The organism is Synechococcus sp. OH30 (assembly GCF_047462175.1).
In the GTDB taxonomy this organism is placed as follows: Bacteria; Cyanobacteriota; Cyanobacteriia; order Thermostichales; family Thermostichaceae; genus Thermostichus.
This window is the reverse complement of record NZ_JANSIP010000008.1, coordinates 19,674-40,600: the sequence shown is the minus strand read 5'-3', so window position 1 is coordinate 40,600 and position 20,927 is coordinate 19,674. Positions and strand designations below refer to the sequence as shown.

20 protein-coding genes, 1 tRNA gene and 1 other RNA gene are annotated in these 20,927 nt (G+C 55.2%); 12 read left to right on the top strand and 10 right to left on the bottom strand.

What is annotated here, in order from left to right:
- Positions 1-68: 68 nt before the first annotated feature.
- Positions 69-593, top strand: coding sequence for a type IV pilin protein (locus NW830_RS09620; RefSeq protein ID WP_414362478.1), 525 nt, complete (start codon positions 69-71; stop codon positions 591-593).
- 75 nt (positions 594-668) lie between these two features.
- Here NW830_RS09620 and NW830_RS09615 read toward each other — a convergent pair whose 3' ends face one another.
- The gene (locus NW830_RS09615) at positions 669-1,580 is read right to left on the bottom strand and encodes a glycosyltransferase family 2 protein (RefSeq protein ID WP_414362479.1); all 912 of its coding nucleotides are present in this window, start codon (positions 1,578-1,580) and stop codon (positions 669-671) included.
- Between the two features lie 63 nt (positions 1,581-1,643).
- Complete coding sequence (locus NW830_RS09610) at positions 1,644-2,873, bottom strand: 2OG-Fe(II) oxygenase (RefSeq protein ID WP_414362480.1); 1,230 nt, start codon at positions 2,871-2,873, stop codon at positions 1,644-1,646.
- A 483-nt stretch (positions 2,874-3,356) separates the two neighbouring features.
- Between NW830_RS09610 and NW830_RS09605 the strand changes: the two genes are divergently transcribed.
- The 3 genes from NW830_RS09605 to NW830_RS09595 all read left to right on the top strand — a co-directional run bounded on the left by NW830_RS09605 (position 3,357) and on the right by NW830_RS09595 (position 8,116).
- Positions 3,357-3,596, top strand: coding sequence for a hypothetical protein (locus tag NW830_RS09605; RefSeq protein ID WP_414362481.1), 240 nt, complete (start codon positions 3,357-3,359; stop codon positions 3,594-3,596).
- A gap of 152 nt (positions 3,597-3,748) precedes the next feature.
- Complete coding sequence (locus NW830_RS09600) at positions 3,749-5,386, top strand: FkbM family methyltransferase (RefSeq protein ID WP_414362482.1); 1,638 nt, start codon at positions 3,749-3,751, stop codon at positions 5,384-5,386.
- A 36-nt stretch (positions 5,387-5,422) separates the two neighbouring features.
- The gene (locus NW830_RS09595) at positions 5,423-8,116 is read left to right on the top strand and encodes a class I SAM-dependent methyltransferase (protein WP_414362483.1); all 2,694 of its coding nucleotides are present in this window, start codon (positions 5,423-5,425) and stop codon (positions 8,114-8,116) included.
- Between the two features lie 42 nt (positions 8,117-8,158).
- Here NW830_RS09595 and NW830_RS09590 read toward each other — a convergent pair whose 3' ends face one another.
- From NW830_RS09590 to ssrA, 6 genes are all read right to left on the bottom strand, one after another.
- On the bottom strand, positions 8,159-8,905 hold the full coding sequence (locus NW830_RS09590) for a Uma2 family endonuclease (RefSeq protein ID WP_414362484.1): 747 nt from the start codon (positions 8,903-8,905) through the stop codon (positions 8,159-8,161).
- Complete coding sequence (locus tag NW830_RS09585; RefSeq protein WP_414362485.1) at positions 8,880-9,131, bottom strand: hypothetical protein; 252 nt, start codon at positions 9,129-9,131, stop codon at positions 8,880-8,882. Before NW830_RS09585 ends, NW830_RS09590 begins: the two co-directional genes overlap by 26 nt.
- A 144-nt stretch (positions 9,132-9,275) precedes the next feature.
- A complete protein-coding gene (locus NW830_RS09580; RefSeq protein ID WP_414362486.1) occupies positions 9,276-9,683 on the bottom strand; it encodes a hypothetical protein in 408 nt (135 codons plus the stop codon).
- Positions 9,673-10,704: a UDP-3-O-(3-hydroxymyristoyl)glucosamine N-acyltransferase gene (gene lpxD, locus NW830_RS09575; RefSeq protein ID WP_414362487.1), complete on the bottom strand. Its 1,032-nt coding sequence runs from the start codon at positions 10,702-10,704 to the stop codon at positions 9,673-9,675. Before lpxD ends, NW830_RS09580 begins: the two co-directional genes overlap by 11 nt.
- Positions 10,705-10,719: 15 nt before the next feature.
- Positions 10,720-11,238 carry a DUF4330 domain-containing protein gene (locus NW830_RS09570; RefSeq protein ID WP_414362488.1) on the bottom strand — a complete coding sequence of 173 codons (519 nt, stop codon included), beginning with the start codon at positions 11,236-11,238 and terminating at the stop codon, positions 10,720-10,722.
- 166 nt (positions 11,239-11,404) lie between these two features.
- Positions 11,405-11,802, bottom strand: a transfer-messenger RNA (tmRNA) gene (gene ssrA / locus NW830_RS09565).
- Positions 11,803-11,902: 100 nt separating this feature from the next.
- Here ssrA and NW830_RS09560 point away from each other — a divergent pair.
- The 8 genes from NW830_RS09560 to NW830_RS09525 all read left to right on the top strand — a co-directional run bounded on the left by NW830_RS09560 (position 11,903) and on the right by NW830_RS09525 (position 19,442).
- Positions 11,903-11,974: transfer RNA gene (locus tag NW830_RS09560), tRNA-Lys, on the top strand.
- Positions 11,975-12,045: 71 nt separating this feature from the next.
- Positions 12,046-13,065: an endonuclease domain-containing protein gene (locus NW830_RS09555; RefSeq protein ID WP_414362489.1), complete on the top strand. Its 1,020-nt coding sequence runs from the start codon at positions 12,046-12,048 to the stop codon at positions 13,063-13,065.
- Between the two features lie 21 nt (positions 13,066-13,086).
- Positions 13,087-13,734 (top strand): hypothetical protein, encoded by a 648-nt coding sequence (locus NW830_RS09550; protein WP_414362490.1) that lies wholly within the window; start codon positions 13,087-13,089, stop codon positions 13,732-13,734.
- A 2-nt stretch (positions 13,735-13,736) separates the two neighbouring features.
- Positions 13,737-16,940 (top strand): AAA family ATPase, encoded by a 3,204-nt coding sequence (locus NW830_RS09545; protein ID WP_414362491.1) that lies wholly within the window; start codon positions 13,737-13,739, stop codon positions 16,938-16,940.
- A gap of 109 nt (positions 16,941-17,049) precedes the next feature.
- The gene (locus NW830_RS09540; RefSeq protein WP_414362492.1) at positions 17,050-17,934 is read left to right on the top strand and encodes a hypothetical protein; all 885 of its coding nucleotides are present in this window, start codon (positions 17,050-17,052) and stop codon (positions 17,932-17,934) included.
- 76 nt (positions 17,935-18,010) lie between these two features.
- Positions 18,011-18,280 carry a hypothetical protein gene (locus NW830_RS09535; RefSeq protein ID WP_414362493.1) on the top strand — a complete coding sequence of 90 codons (270 nt, stop codon included), beginning with the start codon at positions 18,011-18,013 and terminating at the stop codon, positions 18,278-18,280.
- A 25-nt stretch (positions 18,281-18,305) separates the two neighbouring features.
- Positions 18,306-19,016, top strand: a complete 711-nt coding sequence (locus tag NW830_RS09530; protein WP_414362494.1) for an energy-coupling factor ABC transporter ATP-binding protein — start codon at positions 18,306-18,308, stop codon at positions 19,014-19,016.
- 213 nt (positions 19,017-19,229) lie between these two features.
- Entirely contained in the window at positions 19,230-19,442 is a 213-nt protein-coding gene (locus NW830_RS09525; RefSeq protein ID WP_414362495.1) for a CP12 domain-containing protein, read from the top strand.
- A gap of 125 nt (positions 19,443-19,567) precedes the next feature.
- Here the strand turns inward: NW830_RS09525 and NW830_RS09520 are convergent, their stop codons facing one another.
- Together NW830_RS09520 and msrB are read right to left on the bottom strand one after the other, a co-directional pair.
- Positions 19,568-20,371: an FTR1 family iron permease gene (locus tag NW830_RS09520; RefSeq protein WP_414362496.1), complete on the bottom strand. Its 804-nt coding sequence runs from the start codon at positions 20,369-20,371 to the stop codon at positions 19,568-19,570.
- A 44-nt stretch (positions 20,372-20,415) separates the two neighbouring features.
- Positions 20,416-20,826 carry a peptide-methionine (R)-S-oxide reductase MsrB gene (msrB, locus tag NW830_RS09515; RefSeq protein WP_414362497.1) on the bottom strand — a complete coding sequence of 137 codons (411 nt, stop codon included), beginning with the start codon at positions 20,824-20,826 and terminating at the stop codon, positions 20,416-20,418.
- Positions 20,827-20,927 lie beyond the last annotated feature (101 nt).

Sequence of the window (20,927 nt, the reverse complement as noted above, 5' to 3'; positions counted from 1 at the left end):
GGCTGGGTAGGTTAAGACTGGCAGGTAACCTGCCCAAGTAACTCTCTAGTAACTGAGGATCGAGGACCATGAGCGCAAAGTCTCGTCAGTCTCTGCTGCGGGCCAAGCTGGCTCAGCAACTTCTCTCCCAAGCCAAGGGCTTCACCCTGATTGAACTGCTGGTAGTGATCGTGATTGTGGGCGTGCTGTCTGCAGTGGCGATCCCTCAATTCCTGAACCAAGTGCGCCGCTCTCGCACTGCTGAGGCTCAAGCTGCTCTCACTGCAGTAGGGCGGGCTTCTGAAGCCTATCGGCTGGACACCAGTAGTTACCCGGATGCCTACTCTAGGATCCAAGCTCCTGGGCCTAACCAGGGCAAATACCTGAACGACCCCTGGAGTGCACCTAACTACGACACACCAGTGGCAAGTCCGGGTACTACTAACGACCTCCGACGGGGCGTCCGTTGGGACACGACTGCGCTTTCAAGTGCAACAGCATATGTCAATTCCTCGGGTAACCCCATTCAATGCACCATTGGCCTAGGAGGGGAGGAGAAAGTTGTAGCTACTCTCGACACTTTTGTAGGCAACAGCTGCAACGTGTTTAAATAGTTTTTGCGGGTTCCACTGTTTGCTTGGCTCCCTTTGGGGAGCTTTTTTTTAGTCCTCTGAAACAACCTGAGATTCTCAGGGGGTAAGTACAGTTGCTAGCAACTGGGAAGGATAGCAGATGCGGGTGAGGATACCCTCTTCTATCAAGCTCTGGTTAATCATAGAGTTGCTGTAGAGTACAAACTTTTGGTAAAGAGCCACCATTTGGTTGATATCTCCCGAGCAGTATGCATCCCTTGAGGCCAAGTGGAAGGGAACTCGAATGGGATTGGACTTTGAGCGCCACCAGTAGTCGGGAAAGTTTCCCAGTTGAGCGTACTTCTTGTAGTAGTTCTGGAAGCCGCAATTCAAGTAGTGCAAAACAGCGGGAGATGAGGTGACTAGGGTATGCTCCTCTGGAATGTCAAAACTATGTACGCTGTTGGGCAAAAGATTAGGATAAATCCGAGCTGCTGATTTCCCATTTTGATAGGCTAAAAAGTATTGGCCCTTGCCAGAGATACTCTCAAACTTAGTATAAAAGTGGGGATCTAGAACAGCAGGGTTTTGCTTGAACAGGGTAACTTCGCGAAAGTAATCTTCAATCTCAAACTTTTCGGGGGCTGCCTCGCAGTTTAAGAAGCGAACCTGAAGTATGTCGCTATCTAGCTGGTCAAACCAGTCCAAAGTAAGCGCCTCGCCGAGGTAGAAGAGCTCATCTCCATCAATATGAATGATCCAATCCATGCCTTGCTCAAGGGCAAGCTGTATAGCAGTTTCCACATTTAAAATCTGGCGGGCCATGACCTCGTAGCCAACATGAGGGCCATATTTTGCATAGAGGATATTGCCTAGCGCTTGCTGGACTTGCAAAGCTTCATCATTGGGAATAGCTGTTACGTCGGAGAATCTAAGTGCTATCTGAGCAGCGGGATCCTCTGGATCGTCAAAGAAGATATAGATGTGGGCGATCCCAATGGCGAGGTGGTAGCGAATGAAGGATTCCAAGCAAACTCCTGGATCCCGAACTGTGGTAACAATACAGACTCTGGCCATATCGAATTCGAGCCTTTAGGCAAGTTGCTTGGTTCCTAACCAAGTGTTGATGGTGAAGCGGCTATCGGTAAAGGCTTGACTGGGACTAAACACCGGCAGGATTTCGTGTATGCAACTGCTGGGGAAGAAGACGATGCTGTTGTTGGTTGGGATCACCTCGTCGTAGGCTCCATGGAGAATTGGCGGATGGGGTTTCTGCCTTTGGGTATCGTAAATACGCAGCTCACCCCCTCGGTAGGGCTTGGGCTCTTTGTGAAAGTAGTACACACAGCTTACCTGACGAAAGGCAGTTTGGGGATAAGAATTATCGGTATGAGGAGTAAAGTAGCAGCCATCATAGCTAGCAATCATCTCCATCTCAAAAATTTGGATATCGAAGTTCTCGATGCCCAGCTCCACAAAGATTTGAGGAGCCACTGCGGCGATCCTCTCTTTCAGCAAGGATCCATACTCCTGAAAGTAAGCCAAATCTAGCCTTAGGGAGCGCCGAAACTTGAGAGACTCAGCCTCAGTGTTGTTTTGGCTATAGCTTCTCGAAGGGATAAACTTATCTTGGTGAGCAATGGCATGCTGCAAGATGGCTTGGTTGACTTCAGCTGGTAGGAAGTTATCTAGCTTAACGTACTTACAAGGATAGAACCGGGGCTGCTCCGGCGGATCTGGCTGAGAAAACGTGAGGGATACTGGGTTGGCATTCAGCAACAACCCTGGGCCGAGTTCCCGGATGTAAGCCAAATCTTGCTCAGTTAAAGCTCTGTGTTGGGGATCCCAGCTCAAGAGATGGATCCCTTGGCTGAGCTTGGGAAAAGCTTTTTGCAGATGAAAAGCGAGATCCACCCCCATCAAGTCTAAGGTTGATTGGGCAAGGGATCCGTAGCGGCAGTGATCGACCAAGTACAGGGCCGGCTCAGCCAGGTAATCCCGCAGAAGCAGGGACTGGAGCAAATGGGTGCGATAGTCAACAAGCTCCGCCCAGAAGCAAACGCCAATTCGGGCATCGGGAAACCCTTCCCCCAAATCTGCCAGAAGAGCGGGGATGGATCCTTCGAGCAGCAAAACCCGTTCCCCTAACCCTAGCCGAAGGATCTGGGCTTGGAGATCTTCCGTGCTGGGCAATTTTTTAGAAGAATTCTGGAGCGGATCCCGTAGAATTACTGCTAACTTTTCGGAGTGGCGAAGCATCACCTCTAGCACAGCCCCTGAGTCTTCCCAGCCAATCTGACAAAAGATCTGCTGTTCAGGCATGCGACCTAGAGCCCAGTCCAATAGCTGAGCGAGACTACCGACTTGCTCCAGCTCGGAAGCAAGCTCCTGAGTAAGGTCTTGGCACTGCATGGAAGGGATCCCTAGCGTTCCGTTCTCTCTAGCCTAATGTACCCGGATTCACCCCCAGTTCCCGCAGCTTTTGGGCCAGGTGCTCTGCTCGTCGCTGCTCCTACTTGACCTCGGCAGGTGGCCGCTTGGGTAGGTAGGTCAGATCCGGCCTATCAACGGCGGGGCTGCCCATGGCCTATCGTAGATAGAGGATCAAGGGATCCCTTCTTCTTTAGCCTGACTTCCAGGGCAAGCTAGGGTTGCCAGTTATCGATCCAGCTCGAGAAAGCTGCAGGGACGGGCTAAACAAGGGTTTTGACGGATCCCTGAGGAGTAGAGCTGGCTTTATAACCGTTTCATAACCTAGGACTGCTAAGCTCCTACGGACTGCCCGAGCGAAGGATCAAACAAAAAATGAAGGGTACCAAGGCCGCAGCTTCGCGTATTCTTCTCAACTGGCCAGCTCCACCCGACTACATCCCGCCCCCTCTGCTTTCAGACCGGCAGGTAACCCTCTGTCCCAAGGCAAGAGCAAAGGGATTTGGGTTAGGCTTTGTCAACTTCACCGGCGGCCTAGTGGAGTGCCCAGAAGGGGATTATGACCTCTACGACTTTGTACAGCAATCTGAACAGATTGCAGATAAGGAATTTTAGTTGCTGTTTGGACCTCTAGCTTCGACTACAGTAATCCTTTCAGCACCAAAAAGTTTAGCTGCCCAACCGTCTTACTGGCTGGCGATACTCACCATTGGGAGTTCCCCATCAATCACCTCCTAGCCTACTGGGCTACTGAAGGCTTTGACTACGTGGCCACCGCCTACAACCGCCAGCACCTGCACTGGTTTGCTGCAGCAGGCTTGGAAAACCTGGCCTGGCTGCCCCTTATCTCCATGCGCCCTATCACCCACGAGTGGGTAGAAGCGAGAGAAAACCAAATTGTCTTCATTGGCCAGCAAGGCTCTCGGCACCCCAGACGCTCCCGACTTGTGCAGGCTTTGAAGGAAGCGGGTTTGCCTATCCTCATCAAAGCTGCCAATCGCATAGAAGCAGCCGAACGCTTTGCCAACTCGCTGATTTCGTTTAACTGTAGCCAAAATGCGGATCTCAATCTCCGCAACCTGGAAGTGATCTCAGCAGGTGGCTTTTTGTTGACAGACCGTCTTTCTTTTGCCTCGGGCTTCGACGAGCTGCTGGTGCCGGGAACCTACTGCGAGACCTACGACTCCGAAGGCGAACTTTTGGAAGAGGTTCGCTACTACCTCGACCATCCACAAGAAGCCATCGAGATTGCCCGCCGCGCCTACCAAGCCTTCGACAAACAGTGGCACCCCCGCCACCGCATCCAGAATCTGCTGGACTGGGTGTTTAGCGGAGAGCTGCCCGAACCCTTCCGCTACTCGCCTCGTTCCGAGGTGCGTCACTTTGTCAGCACGGCTAACTCTCACCTGATAGACACCCGCCTGGCTGTGTATGAGCCTTTGCAAGAGCTGCATCGGGTGCAAGAGCGGCTCAAGGTGTTTGTTGGTCGAAGTTGTCCTGAAGTTATTGCCGCTGATTTGCTGGATTTGCCACGCCTGGAGCTGTATGGGGAAGGGAGCTTTGTGGATCCCTGTGCTCTCTTGCAGCAGAGGGACGTGGCTGGACGGGTGCATGAGCTAACAGAAGAACCAGCAAGCTGGCCGGTATTTGATCTGGCCGTATGCACGGTTGAGGATCTCCAAAGACTGAAGCAGCCCCTCAAAGCCAACTTTGCATTTGTTCTCGGAGAAAACCATCAACTTATCTTTGCCAATAGTAATCGGTTGATGCAAAGCTATAGGCGAGAGTTTACCGTAAACCAGCGTAGTTTTGTGGTATGGCTCTACGAGGAGATATTTTTCCATAAAGCCGCCTATCTCAATAACTATAACCTTCCTTCATTTATTTCTGGAGTGAAAACTATTGCTGACATAGGAGCTGGTGTGGGGCTTGCTAGTGTCTACTTTCATGGATTTTGCCCGAATGCAGTTATTCATTGTTTTGAGGCGGATCCCTTGGCCTTGCACCTGCTGCAGCAGAATGCTCTTATTTTGGACAACTGCCATGTACATCCAGTGGGCTTGGCAGGAGAGGATGGCTATAAAACTCGTCGTCTCTGGCCAGAAGACTCTCAAACAGAGTGGGGAGTGGAGCAGGTGTTGGTCTTTCGAGAAGCCAGGACAGCCTTGCAGGAGCTCGGTCTGGAGCGCATCGATGTGCTCAGGGTGGCTACAGGTGGACAAGAGATAGAGGTGTTGACCAGCTTGGGGCCATGGCTCAAGGACATCAAAGTCATCTACGTGGAGTTTGGCTCGGAGCAAGACCGCAAGCAGATTGACCAGATGCTGGATCCTTCTCACATGATCTGGCAGGGGGAGATCATAGCTGGTCAAAGAGGATCCCTCTGCTATCTGCGCAGAGCTTAGAAGTAGACTCTTGAAAAGAGAGGAGATGCGAAAGTTATGAACTCAACTATCATTGTTACAAGTGCAGACAGCAAGTTTTTTGAGTTAGTCCAGGGGACTATCCTCTCTATCCGAGAGAAGCCACAGGGCTACTCCGTCGATATTGGATTCTTTGATGTAGGCCTCACTCCAGAACAGTTGCAGTGGATAAGTCAGTACGTTGACCATATTATTGAGCCAGGTTGGAATTACGATATCCCAAGTAGTAACAGCCTACCTAACTACCTTAAAGCTCTGGCATCCAGGCCATTCTTACCTGAGTATTTTCCAGGTTACGAGGTTTATATTTGGATTGACGCAGACGCTTGGCTCCAAGATTGGTCTGCAATTGAGCTACTCACCCTAGGAGCAAAAAGAAAAGGATTTTCAATAGTTGCCGAGTTAGTAGCTAAGACTGTCAACAGATTGCGGGTGCAAACCTGGATAACCTGGCACTACCAGAAATACTTCCATCACACCGAGTTTAATCGTCTAGATATAGAGCCATTGCTGAACGCTGGTGTATTCTCCGGAGCTAGACAATCTATTCACTGGTCGGCATGGAGAAAAAGACTAGAGCAAGCTATCCTCAGATGCTTCGATTTATGGACGGATCAGTTTGCTTTAAATGTTTCTATCTACAAGGATTTAGGTTTGGATAGAGTTGAGCTTCTACCACTCAATTGTAATTGGTTGGCTCACTATCAGCTACCTTTATGGGATCCTCAAAAGAGGCTATGGGTGGATCCTTTTTTGCCTCACGAACCAATAGGGATTGTACATCTTACGGTCGATGCTAAGACAAGGCCAACTTATATTGTACTTACAACTGAAGGTTTTAAGGTTGAAGCCAGCTTACGATATCCAGGCAAGAACTCTCCCCCGATTAAAAGATATGACTATGTATCGAATAACCAGAGGAGAATACATCTTGACTATAGCTTTCCTCTAATGACTGTAGTGGATCCAAGCTCTCACCCTTGGCCCTACTTGCGAAAAGAGATTCCCCATCTTTTGCACGCAGACTTACGTCAACCTCTTATTGGCTTTGTTAGCCGAGATGAAGCACATATCTTGTACAATACCGCTCTTAAGTTCCAAGGAAAACCTGCTTTGGAGATTGGGTATTGGCTAGGTTGGTCAACTGCTCACCTCGCATCAGGAGGAGTTGTTCTTGATGTAGTGGATCCTGCTCTGGCCAATCCTCAGATCTATGAAAGTGTGGATCAGTCTCTCCGCTTGGCAGGAGTTCGCTCTAATGTCAACCTGTATCCCGGCTACAGCCCAGAGAAGGCAGAAGAGATTGCTCGGGAAAAGAACCGCCGCTGGTCTTTGATCTACATCGATGGAAATCACGACGCGCCAGCTCCTCTGCTGGATGCTCAGGTGGCAGACCGCTACGCTGCTGAAGATGCTCTAATTCTCTTTCACGACCTTGCTTCACCGGACGTAGCCGAGGGCCTAAACTACCTGAGGGATCGAGGCTGGAACACGATGATTTACCAAACCATGCAGATCATGGGCGTCGCTTGGCGAGGCAACGTCCAGCCTGTGGAGCATATTCCGGATCCTGCTGTTGATTGGACACTGCCAGAGCATTTGAAGGGATACCCGGTATGCAACCTTGAGTTATCGAGAGTTTTGGAAAAGGTTAAGGCCTTTACCCTTTTGGGCTTTGAGCGTCTCTGGAATCTCTACACCTTGGCCAAGCGAGTCTGCCAAGAAGACATCCCTGGGAACTTTGTTGAGTGTGGCGTTTACAAAGGAGGCAGCTCTGCACTGCTAGCTTGGGTGATCAAAAACTACAGCCGCCGACCTCGCAAGGTTTACGCTTTTGACACCTTCTCAGGGATGCCTCAGCCAACAGAAGTAGACCGAGATTACAGAGGAGTTTTTGCCAATGATACTCCCTATGGAGCTGGAGCTTTGGGTGCTCCTATCTCGGAGAACTTGGAGGTGATCAGTAAGGAGTTAGGAGTTTGGGATCTCATTGTTCCTGTTCAAGGACTGTTTGCTGACACATTGCCAGCTTACCGTGACCAGGTCGGCGAGATCGCTTTTCTACACGCGGACGCTGACTGGTACCAGTCCACAATGGATATCTTTCAGAATCTTTATGAGCAGGTTAACTCCCAAGGATTTATCCAAATCGATGATTACGGACATTGGCAGGGATGTCGAGAGGCTGTCCACGACTTTGAACGAGAAATTGGGGCTTTCTTTCGGTTGCATAGTATTGACTATACCGGAGTCTGGGTGAGCCTGGCTGAGAACCTGCCAGTAGTGAGAGATAGCTTAACAGAAACTACACTTCCGCAAGGGATCTGCCTGAGCAAGTTTAACGTCGTTCTTTTTCCTTACTGGGAGCTGGAAACGGAGCAGCTTGTGCAGGAGTTGGAGAAGCTGCTGGAGCAAATCTTGCTTAGTCCAAATCCAAAAGACTATGCTCTTATCCTACTCGGGGATCCGGATCCACAGCTAGCCAATCAAATACTAGAAATGGCGGCGGGGAATGTAATCCTCAAACTCATGGAGAAAGGAGAGGAAGTAGCTGAGGAGCCGCTTTGTTCTGTGGTGTCTGGCTTGAACCCTTGGCAGTGGGAGAGGCTGATTCAGCATATGAACTACCGCTACCCTCTGAAGCGGGAGCGTTTTCCCAAAGGACTACGGCCAGCTGTCCAGAAGCTGCCTGTTTTGTTGATTGCTCAGTAGGATTTGCCGCCTATCCTCAACCCTCTTGAGGGGGGGGAGGCTTTAAAGTGCATCGGGATCCACCCCCAGTTCTCGCAGCTTTTGGGCCAGACGCTCCGCCCGCTGTTCGGCCTGCTCGGCTCGTTGCCGTTCTTGTTCAGCCCTTTGCCGCTCCAGTTCGGCCTCGGTGGGCACTAGTTCACCAGAAGAGGTGGCCCAGCGAATCCATGTGGTTTCGATGTCCCGAAACCTGCCTTCCCATTTTACCAGGTACAGTCCCAGAACTGCGCTCGGCAGGCGACCTTCTGCATCGACTTCAATCGGCTCATAGCGGTCGCCCCTCAGCCGAAACCCCGCCCAGTCCTCCGGCTCAAACGGGTCAAACCAAAAGTACTCCGGCACCCGGATAATTTGCTCGTAAAGCTGCTTTTTGCTTGTCTTATCATCCTGGGCAGTGCTGGGAGAAAGAAGCTCAATCACCACGTCTGGCCCTTTGCCCTGCTCCCAGATCACCCAGCTTTTGCGCTCGCCCTTGGGCACTCCCAGCACCACAAAATAATCAGGCCCTCGGAAATTGCGGCTGCGGGTCTGCTCCAAGCTGTAGTAGAGGAACATGTTGCCGCTGACAAAGCCATCAGGGCGCTGTTGCAGCCAGGTTTGGGTGACGGAGATGAGCAAGTCCATCTGGCACTTGTGTCGCCAGCTTTCCATGGGTACGCCGTCGTCGTAGGGGAGCTCGTCTTGGGTAGGGGGCCAGTCGGGTAGATCAACCGGATCCGGCACCTCAATAATCGGTTTGGGGTTGGTCATTGCCAGTTCTCCGAGAGGTATTTTGGGCTGGCCAGTTTTCTTTACAAAGTATCGGGTTCACTCCTAGTTCTCGCAACTTTTGGGCCAGGCGCTCCGCCCGTTGCCGTTCCTGCTCAGCCCGCTGACGCTCGATCTTTTCGGCCTCCTCTGGTGTGAGCACCAGCTCCCCATTGGGGAAAAAGTACCGCAGCCGTCCGGCGTGAATGCCCAGGTACAGCCCCAACACCTCGCTCCAGCGCCACCTCTGCTCCGGTGCTCAATCTCCTCATGCCGTTCCCCCCTCAGTTGCAAGCCCGTAAACTCCTGCGTTTCGGGAGAAAAGTAAAAGTACTCCGGCGTCCTAAAAACCCTTTCGCAAAGCTCCCGCTTTTCATCCCGATCCACCTTGGCTGTTGATTCCGAAAGCAGCTCGATGATCTTCCCACACCACCCAAGAAGGCAGAGAGCGGTTTTCTACCCCTTTGACCAAAAACAGATCCGGGCCGCGCAAGTCTTTGTTTTTGAATTGCTCTCGGCTGTAGTAAACGGTGAGGTTCCAGGCGAGGAAGTAGTCGTTGCGGTCTTGCCAGGGACGATTGAGGCAGCTCACCAAAATCAAAAGCTGCAGGGCGTGGAGGGAGTGTTCCATTTCGGGTTCATCGCTGAGCAGCCCCTGGGCCGAGGGCATGAGCTCCGCCAGTTGCCGGCGGGTGAGGGGAGTGTTTTCTTGGGCTAGGCGGTGGGGGCAAGCAAGCGAATTGGCTGTCAGCAGGCTAACCCTTGATCCCCTATCTCCCACTGTTTTGCTCCAACTTGGCTACCCGCGCTTCCAGCTTGCGCAGGGCCCGCTGCAGCTCGGGCAGATGCCGTTGGACTGCCATGCTCCTACGCCATTCGGCAATGGGTTGGTGGGGGTAGCCGGCTACTGTTTGGCCAGGAGGAATGTCGCTGGTCACCCCTGTCTGGGCAGCCACACGCACGCCATCGCCAATGTGCAGATGCCCCGCCAAGCCACATTGCCCGCCCAAGATGACGTGGTGGCCCAATTGGGTACTGCCGGCAATGCCCACCTGGGCGACGATCAAGCAGTGGGACCCCGTGCGCACACCGTGGCCAATCTGCACCAGGTTGTCGATCTTGGTGCCGCGGCCAATGCGCGTCTCGCCAACGGCAGCCCGGTCAATGGTGGTGTTGCTGCCCACTTCTACGCCGTCTTCCAGCACCACCCGGCCCGCCTGCGGCATGCGCCGCCAGGATCCATCAGGGAGAGGAATGTGGCCAAAGCCGTCGTCGCCAATCACGGCGCCGCTGTGGATGAGGCAATCGTCGCCAATCTCCGTGCGTTCGTGGATAACGCAGTTAGCCAAAAGCTGACACCGGGATCCAATCCGCACGTGGGGGTAGATGGTTACGTTGGGGTGGATCTGGGTGTAGTTGCCAATTTTCACCCCTTCCATCACCACCACATGCGGCCCAATGGCTACCCCCTCCCCCAACTCCACACTGGGATCGATCACGGCTGTGGGATGGATCCCGACGGGCAGGCGGTAGGGTTGGTAAAACAGCTCGATGGCCTGGGCAAAGAGCAAGCGCGGATCCCTGCCCCGCAGGCAGGGGATGGGGCGGGGCAAAACTACAGATTCGCCTACGATGACGGCGCTGGCTTGGGTTTGCTCTAGGAGAGGCAGGTAGCGGACCTCGCTGAGGAAGCTCAGCTCGCCTGGGCGAGCTTCTGCCAGGCTGGCCACGCCGTGGATCTCCAGGGTGGGATCCCCTTCGTAGGTGCATCCCAATCTTTGGGCAATCTCCTGTAGCTGCATTAGGGCGGGGGTTCTCTACGATTGCAGCAGCCGCACCTCCATCACGGTGCCGCGCAAGTTGTAGCTAAAAGTCTCCACCTCCAGGGGAACGCCAACTTTGACGCGGTTGTTGCCCAGGACAATGCCATTTTCCGTCTTCTGGCCCCGTCCCCGCAAGGTAAACACCAGATCAAAACGATAGGGCTCAGGGTCAGGCAAGTTTTCAACCCGTCCATCCGGAAAAACTACTGGCACGGTGCGGCTGACATTTTCTATCCGCACCACCTCCACCTGGCCGTAGGGTTGGTTGCGTATGATCAAGTCGGCCTTCTGACCCACTTGAAAGGGTTCCAGGGATCGGCTGCTGACCCCCCGCACGATCATATCCACTTCCACTGGCAGCGTGGGGCCACCCCCTACCTGGACGACGCTGCCCGCCTGCCGCCCTGGGAAAAACAGGACAGCTACGATCGCCGCCACCACAATTGCCAGCGCCCCCAGATCCAGGAGGCTGACCTTTCCTAGAAGACGCCCCCGTTCATCGATGAGCCGCATGGCCCTCTTTTCTCCAACCCACTGCCCTTGATTGTAGGGCACAGCAATAGCAGCTCTTCTGCCCGCCAAGCCGGTTGAGGTTGAACCCACCTCCAGAGGGGCTCGAAGGCTCTGGTGCCCTCTTGGACGAGGATTAGCTGGACCTGGGCAAGTAGGACTGGCCTGAAGATGGAGCTGACGGGAGTCGAACCCGTGTCCGAGATGGGTACTGGGGGCTCACTCCTTCACAGGCTTAGCCTCTCTGACCCTCGAGGCGGGGATCGCCGTTTAGATCCCGGCGACGGGAGTTCTCCGCCTCAGCTTAGGCTCTCCCTCGACGGAGCGGGAGAAGAGAGCTGCACCCGTTGGGGTTGTGATCCGCCCACTTAACGGGGTCGTGGGAGGATCCTCGAGCTCAGGGTAATTCTCTACTGAGCCTTAGGCAGCCAGAGCGGCTGCTTTACGAGCAAAAGGTACGACGTTGTTCGCACCTACTTTGTTGAGCCTAGTGGTAGCGGGATAAGCTCAAGCCCGACCTGCATCATGAACCCTTGTTCGCCACCCCGTCGAAACCGTTACAGCCCCAGGGTTTGGCTAAACCTAGAATAGCAAAATCCTTGGGGATCTGGCTAGAGCTTCTGCTAATATGACAGAAGTTGTGCTATTCTGTCAGAGCTGCAAACTTGGGTCGGTAGCTCAGCGGTAGAGCACTCGGCTTTTAACCGATTGGCCCAGGGTTCGAATCCCTGCCGACCCAGCTTTCGATACTGTTGCTTCCTCGGCCTATCCCGAGGCAGGATTTATAGAAAGGCAGGGGGGAAGGGCGAGGTGGCCGTTCTTTTGTGGCCAGACCTGGGCAAAGAGGGGGAGGTAAAGCTGTTGCTGGCGCCGTGCGTGGAGGAGGCGCTGGCAATCTTGGCGGAAGAGGCTGAAACTCGGGAGACGGTCTTTGTCTCCAAGCTTTGGCACCGAATTCCGGCCCAGGATGTCATCCTTGACGAGTGTCTGCAGGTGCTGGCGGAGGTAGCTCTATCCCTCTGGCCCTATTGGTATGGAGAAAAGTTTGAGCCGGGCAGAACGGCAGAGGCCCAGGTTCTCAATCGCCTCCGCGCCCGAGAGCTGTCCGCAAAACGGGATCCCGCCATTTCCAGTACCTGGCTTAGGGCAGCAATGCACTTGTGCCAGCAGCAACGCCTGCCTGTGGTGCCAGGGATCCAGCGGGCGATCCAGGTGCAGCAACTGGCCAAGGCCATTGCCCCTCGCGAGCTAACCTTGGCTTTAGCAACCGATGAGCCAGAGCCGGCGCCCAGCTACCTCCTTGGCTTGGCCAAGGCAGCTACCTGGTTGGCCGACCACAGTCAAGCACGGCTGGTGCTGGTGGTGCCGAGTGCTTTGGCCGCTCACCCTGAATTGGCTTCCGTGAGCTACGGCGCCCTCCAGTTGCCGCTCCCGGAGAGGCGGGAGGAGTTCGACAGTTCGGTGCAGGTGGTGGTGGGTTGCAAGGGATCCCCTCACCCCTTTAGCCTAGCAGAGAAGAAGCTAGCCGAGCGGGTGGCAGCGGACCCGCAGCTCAAGGATCTGCTAGAGTTTAACCAAGTGTTACAAAGTGTAACCGGGCAATCCTTTCGAGCAGATCTCCTTTGGCGGGAGGGCAAGGTGGTGGTGGAAGTGGACGGGCCAGAGCACTGCAGCCGAGACCGCTACTACCAGGATCGCCTGCGGGACTACCAACTGCTGATTTCCGGCTACTTGGTGTTGCGGATCCCCAACGACCTGGTGATGAGCGACTGCGAGCGGGCGGTGGAGATGATCCGCAAGGTAATTCAACAGCAACGGAGCCGGCTTTGAGGCGAGTTGGAGAGTGAGAAGATGACCTCTTTGTTGCCCAAGAGCGAAATTTTGCTCTGGAAGCTTCTGCTAACGGGGGAAGAACCGGCCAAGTCCCAGCTGAAGCCAAAGCACAGCGCCAAGGAGCTCAAGCTGCTGGAGGAAAGGGGCCTCATTGAATACAAGACCACAGTTGAAAAGGGAAGGAAAGTAGCTCGGCTTGCACTAACTGACAAGGCCTGGGACTGGGCCTCTACCACACCTCCAACGGCCATTGCCCGTTCCAAGTCACCGGAGGCAGCAGTCGTTTTGCAAAAGGTCTTGGAAATTTTGGTGGACTACGTGCAGCGGGAGAGCGTTCCCTTGGCCCATGTCCTCAAGCCAGCCGGCTCTGGCCAACCCCCTTCCGATTTTGGCCAAGCGAAAGTCGATCCCGCCTTCCTCGAGAAGGTCTTTCAAACTTGTGAGGAGATGGGAGGACGCCACTCCCGGGTTTACCTATCAGATCTGCGCCAAAGATTTCCCCAGGTGCCACGCCAGCAATTGGATCAGGCTCTTGTGGCTTTAGATCGCCAGACCAAGATTGTATTGATGCCTATTGACGATCCCTTATCTATCACTCCCGCAATCGAGGCGGCAGCTATTACCCTCTCCGGCGCCAAAAGATACTTTCTGCGAATTAGGAGTTAAGCATGCAGAGTGCAGAAACCCGGAACTCATCGGAACAACAAAAGGCCCTTGAGGCTCTCAGGGAAGTTGATTTTGATTGGACGGTTCACCTGAAGAAAATCTGGCAGCCACCAGAGTTTGACGTTCCCGATCTTCATCGAGACGCTAGAGAGCGGCTATTTGAGCGGCTGGAGAAGTTGATCCAATCCCCCCAAAGCGAGTCTCCGCTGGGGATCCCTGTCGTCGGCAGCGGCGGTACTGGGAAGACCCACCTGCTCAGGGTATTGAGACAGCGCTGCTTTGAAAGGGGCGTGGGATTTGTCCTGGTGGACATGACAGATGTGAAAGATTTCTGGAAAACGGTAGTTCAAGGATACCTTACATCCTTGATGCAGGAAGAGCCAGATGGAAGAAGTCAGTTAAGAAAGGTTCTCGATCAAATCTTCCTGAAAGCCCTGGCCAGTCCTAAGAAGGCAGAAGAGATTGCCGAATTTCCTCCTGACCTCTTGGTCAGAGTTGTCAATCGAGTTTTGCAATGGCTGTTTACTCAAGATAAGAGTAACACACTTAAGTATCAAGACTGTGTGCGGGCCATGATTTTGGCCAACTCTGCCGACTTTGCCATAGCTGCAGCCGGAATTAGCTGGATAGAGGGCCTAGGTGTAGATGATCCGGAGACGAAGCAAAGGTTTGGCTTTGTCTCGCCAGGCTTAACTCCCAGCGAGATCGTCGCGGGGCTTTCTTGGCTCATGAGCCTGAGGGGGCCCACTGTAGTTGCTTTGGATCAGCTGGATCCAATCATTATGCAATTTCATATAGCTTCAGAAGAACCAGGGGCAGAAGCAAAGGCCACGGAAAATATCATTCACAGTATTGGGGGCGGTCTTATTGCGCTACGAGATTATCTCTCTCGCTCTCTTGTGGTTGTCTCCTGCCTATACGAGTCTTGGGAAATCCTAAAAAATATGGCTGTTTCTACGTTTTCAGGTCGCTTTGAGTCCGATTTGGTCTTAACGCTTCATACCCGTGAAGATACTGCTGCAGATACTGCTAAGGCTGTTGTTGTCTCTCGCTTAGAAAAAGCCTATCGCAAGGTTGGCTTTACCCCTCCCTATTCCTCCTACCCCTTTAAGCCGGAGTTTTTTGAAAGCAATCAATTTCTGTCTCCTCGAGCTCTTTTGCAAAAATGCCATGAGCACAGAGAGAACTGCTTGAAAGAAGGGAAAGTTATTGAGTTAGGAGCCTCCGGTTCTCCTCTTACTACTTCAAGTGCTTCTCTGCAGGAACTGGATCGCGAGTTTGAGAAGTTCAAGCAAGATGCTGATATCTCTCCATATTTACAGGAAAACAAAGATGAGCCATGGAAAGAACTTTTGACTTCTGTATGTCACTTTCTAGTTGAGCAAGAAAAGTTGCCCGCCAGCATCGGTACCCAAATTGAAACGGATTTCCCTGGAGCCAAAAGCTTTTCCCAGATGCATTCTCGTTTGCGCCTGATCTTCCATGAGGCCAACGAGCGAGAAAAGCACCTTTGTCTGATAGCCATCCAGTCAGGTAATCCCAAGGCCTTCCAGGCCCGCTTGGGAGCCGCCAAGACAGCCGCCGGGATCGATCCGGCCCTGCGATCTCGCAAGCTGGTGGTGGTGCGCACCATACCAGTGCCCAGAGGCCCGGTAAGCCAACAATTGTGGCAGAGTTTTCTTGCGGAGGGCGGGATCCACTGGCAGCCCAGCGAAAGGGAAATCAGGGTTCTGCTGGCCCTAAAACAGCTCAAATCCAGGCCCGGTTTTAGGGACTGGCTGGCCGAGCGGCAACCCCTTGCCCAACTGGCAGCCGCCGAGCCTGATTCGGCTTTGGCCAAGATCCTCGCCTGGCTGAAGGAAGGGATCCCTGGGCAGGAGACTCCAAAAGGGGATTTCTCACTTTCTAGGGTAGAGAACGGCAAGGCCCCTCAAGCCAAGCAGGATCTGCACCTGACAGGTTTGTTTGTCGGGCGGCGTTGGGTGGCCAACCGAGAAGGGGATCCGGTCTTTCTGCCCGCCCCAGAGCTGGTGCGGCACACCGTGATCCTGGCCGGCAGTGGCTCCGGGAAAACGGTGCTTTTGCGACGCATCGTGGAGGAGGCAGCTTTGCAAGGGATCCCTTCCATCGTTATCGATGCTGCCAACGACTTGGCCCGCCTGGGGGATCCCTGGCCTGCTGCCCCCCAAGGCTGGACAGAGGAGGATCAGGCCAAGGCAGAGCGCTACTTTGCCCAAACCGAAGTGGTGATTTGGACCCCTGGGCTGGCAGCAGGTAACCCCCTCACCCTCGCCCCCCTGCCGGACTTTGCTGCGCTGGCTGACGATCCTGAAGAGCTGGATCAGGCCGTCGACATCGCCTGGGGCACCCTTCAGGAAATCGTGGCCCCCGGCAAGACTGTCAGCGACCAACTGAAGCGGGGAGTTCTCAGGGCAGCTTTGAAGTACTTTGCCACCCACCAGCCCGGATCCCTGGCCGAGTTTGCCGAGTTCCTGGCAGATCTGCCCCCAGAAGCAGGAGCCGATATCAGCAAGGCTCCGCAACTGGCCCTGCAGATGGCCAATCTCCTCAAGGCTGCCATGGTCAACAACAAGCTGCTCAGTCAAAGCGGCACGGCGTTGGATCCGGCCAGCCTGTTGGGGCTGGGGGCAGGCTATGGCAAAACCCGCGTGTCGGTCATCAACCTGGTGGGTCTTCCTACCCTGGGCGAACAGCAGCAATTTGTAAACCAACTGGCCATGGCGCTGTTTGCCTGGATCAAGAAAAACCCCGCTCCGCCGGAAGCGCCAGTGCGCGGGCTGTTGGCCATCGACGAGGCCAAAGACTTTGTGCCCTCCCAGGGGACTACCCCCTGCAAGCAGAGCCTGCTGCGCCTAGCCGCCCAAGCGCGCAAATACGGCCTGGGCCTCATTTTCGCCACCCAGGCTCCCAAAAGCATCGACCACAACATTATTGCCAACTGCTCCACCCAGTTCTTTGGCCGGGTCACGTCGCCAGCGGCTATCGAGGTGGTGCGCGAGCAAATTGCCCAGAGGGGAGGAAGCGGCGAGGATGTAGCGATCCTGAAGGTGGGGCAATTCTACCTCTCCTCGCAGGAGCTTCACCCGCCCTGCAAAGTCCAAACTCCCTGGTGCCTGTCTTTCCACGCCCCTACCCCTCTAAGCGAAGCGGAGGTGATCCAGCGCTCTCAAGGCAGCCAATCCTAGCTCCTGCCTGGCGCCCTGCTCTGGAACGGTTGCCCCTTCCCCCAGCTAGTAGTTGGCAAGGATCTGGACGGGAGTTATGCTGCCTTAAGACGTTGGCCGGGAAGGGGCAATGGGATCAGTCAAAAGACAAGCTCGGATTTTGCTCTTGCTGGCAATTGGGGCTTGGCTGAGCTGGGGGACACTGGTCTGGTCTGCCCCCTCCTGTAGGGAGCGGGAGCCGCGCTTGCTGCGGCAAATCCTGGCCGCGCTGGGCCGTCCCCAGGTGGCGGTGGAGGAGGTGGCTCTGTTCGATGCGGATCAATGTCTGGTTCAGTTGGTATTGGATCGCCGCGGGCTGAGCGGATCCCTGCCGCCGGAGATTGGCCAATTCCACCACCTGCGGGCTCTGTCTCTCAGTTACAACCAGCTTTCTGGCCCCATCCCCGCCGAGCTGGGGCAACTGAGCGAGTTGGAAAACCTGTTTCTGGACTATAACCAGTTCTCCGGCCCCATTCCGCCGGAGCTAGGGCAACTGCACAAGCTGCGGGGGTTGTTTTTGGATCACAACCAGCTCTCCGGGCCTATTCCTGCCGAGCTGGGGCAGCTCAGCCGCCTAGAAAACCTCAGTTTGCAAGACAACCAGCTCAGCGGCGCCATTCCCAGCCAACTGGGCCAGATGAGCTCCCTGAGGGGCCTGTTTTTGGATCGCAACCAACTCTCTGGGCCCATTCCGCCCCAACTGGGGCAACTGCACCACCTGGAGAATCTGTACCTGTCGGACAACCGCCTCAGCGGATCCCTGCCGCCAGAGCTAGCCCAACTCAAGCAATTACGGGATCTGCGCCTGGCCCGTAACCAGCTCACAGGCGAGCTGCCCGGCTTTTTGGCAGAACTGCCGCGGCTGGAACGGCTCCACATTGAGGGCAACCCTGGCCTCTGCCTGCCGGCGGTCCTGTCGAGTTGGTTTGCCAGTCTCACTCCAGGGGATCCTCCTTCCGCTCGCCCCTGCCCCTAGGTCTGGGATCTAGGCCTTCCGCCGACCTGCGATACTGGGATCAGGTGTCCACAGCCCCCTACGCGAACAGTTAGCCATGTATACCCTGGAATTGCTTCTGAAGGGAAATCCCGCCCCCATCGTCATCCACCAAAAAGAGGAGGAAGCGGCCAACCGCGCCTATCAGAGTGTGGTTGAAGCTCTTCGCAACGGATCCCCGCAGAGCCTGGAGCTAACCTGCGACCGCACTGGCAAAAAGGTGTTCTTGCTTACCGGCGAGCTGTGTGGTGTGCAGATGACCTCCTCCAGGTCCGGCGCTGCACCCCTGGGAGTCCGACCTGGGTTTTTGGCCCAGCTGCAGAGCTAAGGCCACCTCTCTAGGAGTCTCTTGTATGAAGACTCCCCTCCCTAGCCGAGAATCCTCGTTGGCCATCCGGGTGGAGGGCTTGACCTTTGCCTGGCCAGGGCGTCCGCCGGTTCTGCAGGAGTGCAGCTTTGCCATTCCCAAAGGCCAGTTGTGGATGCTGCTGGGGCCCAATGGCAGTGGCAAGTCGACATTGCTACAACTGCTGTCGGGAGTGCTCACCCATCCCCAGCCCCTGGCGGGGTTCTGGGAGGTGCAGGGGCGGCTAGGCTACGTGTTTCAAAACCCGGATCAGCAGCTGTTTATGCCAACAGTGGGGGCGGATGTAGCTTTTGGGTTGGGAGCAGAGCCCCTCACGTTGGAAGAAATCCAGAAGCGGGTAGAGATGGCCCTGGAGCAGGTGGGCTTGCGCCACTTGATCCGCCGCCCCATTCACGGCCTTAGCGGTGGGCAGAAGCAGCGGGTGGCAGTGGCTGGGGCGCTGGCCCGGCACTGCGAAGTTCTGCTGTTGGACGAGCCAACGGCTCTCTTGGATCCCGATAGCCAAAAGGATCTGCTGCGCTGCATCCGCCGCCTGGTGGATCAAGAGGGGATCACTGCCCTTTGGGTAACCCACCGGCTGACAGAGCTGGAATGGGCAGACGGGGCAATCTTTCTGGCGCAAGGACAGGTGCGCCAACAGGGATCCCCAGAACAGGTGCGGCAACAGATTAGCCAATTGTTTGGCAGTTGGAGGTGATCCCGAAGAGATTGCAAAAGCGTGGCGGCGACCCCCTGCCGCTGTCCCTTAAAATTAAAAGTGAAAGCAACGAGATAGATCGGTTGGTAGTTAAGACACTCTTTGAGACTCAGCGGTAGGGCCAGTAGACAGATTTTGCCCTAGCGGAAGTCGTTGCCAACCGCCTATATCCGGGGGCTACAGGCCCCGTCCTGTCTAAAGGAGCTTGAGCATATGGGACTGTCTGAAGTCATTGCCAAAGAGCTGGAAAATGCCCGCAAGATCTGCTCTGAGTACGGCGAAGGGGATCCCCATTGCCGTGCAGCCTGGGATGCTGTGGAGGAAGTGTTGGCAGCCCGCAGCCACCAGCAAAAGGCTCCTAGCAGCCTAGAGCAGCACTGCGCCGAAAACCCTGATGCTGTCGAGTGCCGGGTTTACGACACCTGAAGGGGTCCCTGGCCTTATACTGCTGCAGCCGCTAGAGCCGTACTGGTAAGCTAGGAAGATGCTCTCCTCCGCTCTTCTCTGTGGGTGGGGAGCTAAGCAGCAAGCAGGGGGGGTAGCTTCTCCCTTTAGGAAGAAGGCTTTTTGGGGGAACTAGTCCACTGCCACGGCTGCAGCCACCAGACAATAGCTATTGCCAACACTGCCAGTTGGGGTAGCAGCGTTTGCCAGGTGGGATAAATCCCCAGCCAGCGTAGCCTGGGGATCCCAGCTAGAGGAGTGGTGGGCAACCAACTTGCTGCTTGCAAAGCATGGAGGCCGCTGCCCAGGAACTTAAAGCCCAAGTAGAAAATCAGCAGGCTTAAACCCTGGAAAAAAGCCTTCAAGGGCAGCTTTAGCCCCACCTGCAGCAGCAAAACCGCCATCCCCCCTAGGATCAGGGCTCCCAAGCCGATCCCCAGCCAGAGATCCTTGGGTGCTAGGGAAGGGGCCAATCCCACATAAAACAACACCGTTTCCGCCCCTTCGCGAAACACCGCCGTAAAGGCCAGGAAAGCTAGGGAAAAAATCTGGCCCCTGGCAAGCGCTGCCTGGGCTTGTTCTTGCACAAAGGTTTGCCAAGCGGCAATGGCGGCCCGCCGGTGCAGCCAAAAGCTGACGGAAAACAACAGACCTGCTGCCACCAGCCCAGTGATCCCCTCCAGCACCTCTTGGCGGGTGTGGGTAAGGAGCTGCTGGAAAAACAGCTTGACTAAGAGGCCAAGCAGCACGGCGGCCAGTAGACCCACTGCTCCTCCCAGCCACACCCATTGGCGCTGGGCCGACTGCCCGCTCTGACTGAGAAGCGCCACCAGGGCCAACAGCACCAAGAGAGCCTCCAGGCCCTCCCGCAGCAGAACCAAGGCAGCATCCCAAAAGGTGTAGCCCGACATGCTCACCCCAGCAGGTGGCTCAAAAAAGCTGCCCTTGGCAAAGCCTAGGCGTTGGCTGGAATAAACTTCAGGGCTGCCGAGTTAATGCAGTAGCGCAAGCCGGTTGGCGGGGGGCCGTCTGGAAACACATGCCCCAAATGGCCGCCACAGCGGGAGCAGTGCACCTCAGTGCGCGGCACGAGCAGTTTCCAATCTGTCTTGGTGCCAATCACATGAGGGGCAATAGGTTCCCAAAAACTGGGCCAGCCAGTGCCACTGTCATACTTGGCTGCCGAGGAAAAGAGCTCCTGCCCACAGCCAGCGCAGACATAGATCCCTGGCGCCTTGTGGTTGTAGTAGGCATTGCGGAAGGGGGGCTCAGTTCCTTCTTGACGCAGCACGTAGTACTGTTCTTCAGTAAGCAGCTGGCGCCACTCGGCGTCGCTCTTGGTTACAGGATAACTTGGTTGAGCCATTGGCTGTTGCTCTCTTTTCGATCCCCATTCTAACCACTCCTCCAGCAAGCCAGGAAAGGCCGGGGGTTTCTATGAGTTCTATCGGAGACTTCTATCCCCAG

Bases quoted from the DNA above. Each gene is read 5' to 3' on its own strand.
- NW830_RS09620 (WP_414362478.1), top strand. From the start codon at position 69: ATGAGCGCAAAGTCTCGTCAGTCTCTGCTGCGGGCCAAGCTGGCTCAG.
- NW830_RS09610 (WP_414362480.1), bottom strand. From the start codon at position 2,873: ATGCCTGAACAGCAGATCTTTTGTCAGATTGGCTGGGAAGACTCAGGG.
- NW830_RS09605 (WP_414362481.1), top strand. From the start codon at position 3,357: ATGAAGGGTACCAAGGCCGCAGCTTCGCGTATTCTTCTCAACTGGCCA.
- NW830_RS09595 (WP_414362483.1), top strand. From the start codon at position 5,423: ATGAACTCAACTATCATTGTTACAAGTGCAGACAGCAAGTTTTTTGAG.
- NW830_RS09590 (WP_414362484.1), bottom strand. From the start codon at position 8,905: ATGACCAACCCCAAACCGATTATTGAGGTGCCGGATCCGGTTGATCTA.
- lpxD (WP_414362487.1), bottom strand. From the start codon at position 10,704: ATGCAGCTACAGGAGATTGCCCAAAGATTGGGATGCACCTACGAAGGG.
- NW830_RS09570 (WP_414362488.1), bottom strand. From the start codon at position 11,238: ATGCGGCTCATCGATGAACGGGGGCGTCTTCTAGGAAAGGTCAGCCTC.
- NW830_RS09550 (WP_414362490.1), top strand. From the start codon at position 13,087: ATGACCTCTTTGTTGCCCAAGAGCGAAATTTTGCTCTGGAAGCTTCTG.
- NW830_RS09545 (WP_414362491.1), top strand. From the start codon at position 13,737: ATGCAGAGTGCAGAAACCCGGAACTCATCGGAACAACAAAAGGCCCTT.
- NW830_RS09540 (WP_414362492.1), top strand. From the start codon at position 17,050: ATGGGATCAGTCAAAAGACAAGCTCGGATTTTGCTCTTGCTGGCAATT.
- NW830_RS09535 (WP_414362493.1), top strand. From the start codon at position 18,011: ATGTATACCCTGGAATTGCTTCTGAAGGGAAATCCCGCCCCCATCGTC.
- NW830_RS09530 (WP_414362494.1), top strand. From the start codon at position 18,306: ATGAAGACTCCCCTCCCTAGCCGAGAATCCTCGTTGGCCATCCGGGTG.
- NW830_RS09525 (WP_414362495.1), top strand. From the start codon at position 19,230: ATGGGACTGTCTGAAGTCATTGCCAAAGAGCTGGAAAATGCCCGCAAG.
- NW830_RS09520 (WP_414362496.1), bottom strand. From the start codon at position 20,371: ATGTCGGGCTACACCTTTTGGGATGCTGCCTTGGTTCTGCTGCGGGAG.
- msrB (WP_414362497.1), bottom strand. From the start codon at position 20,826: ATGGCTCAACCAAGTTATCCTGTAACCAAGAGCGACGCCGAGTGGCGC.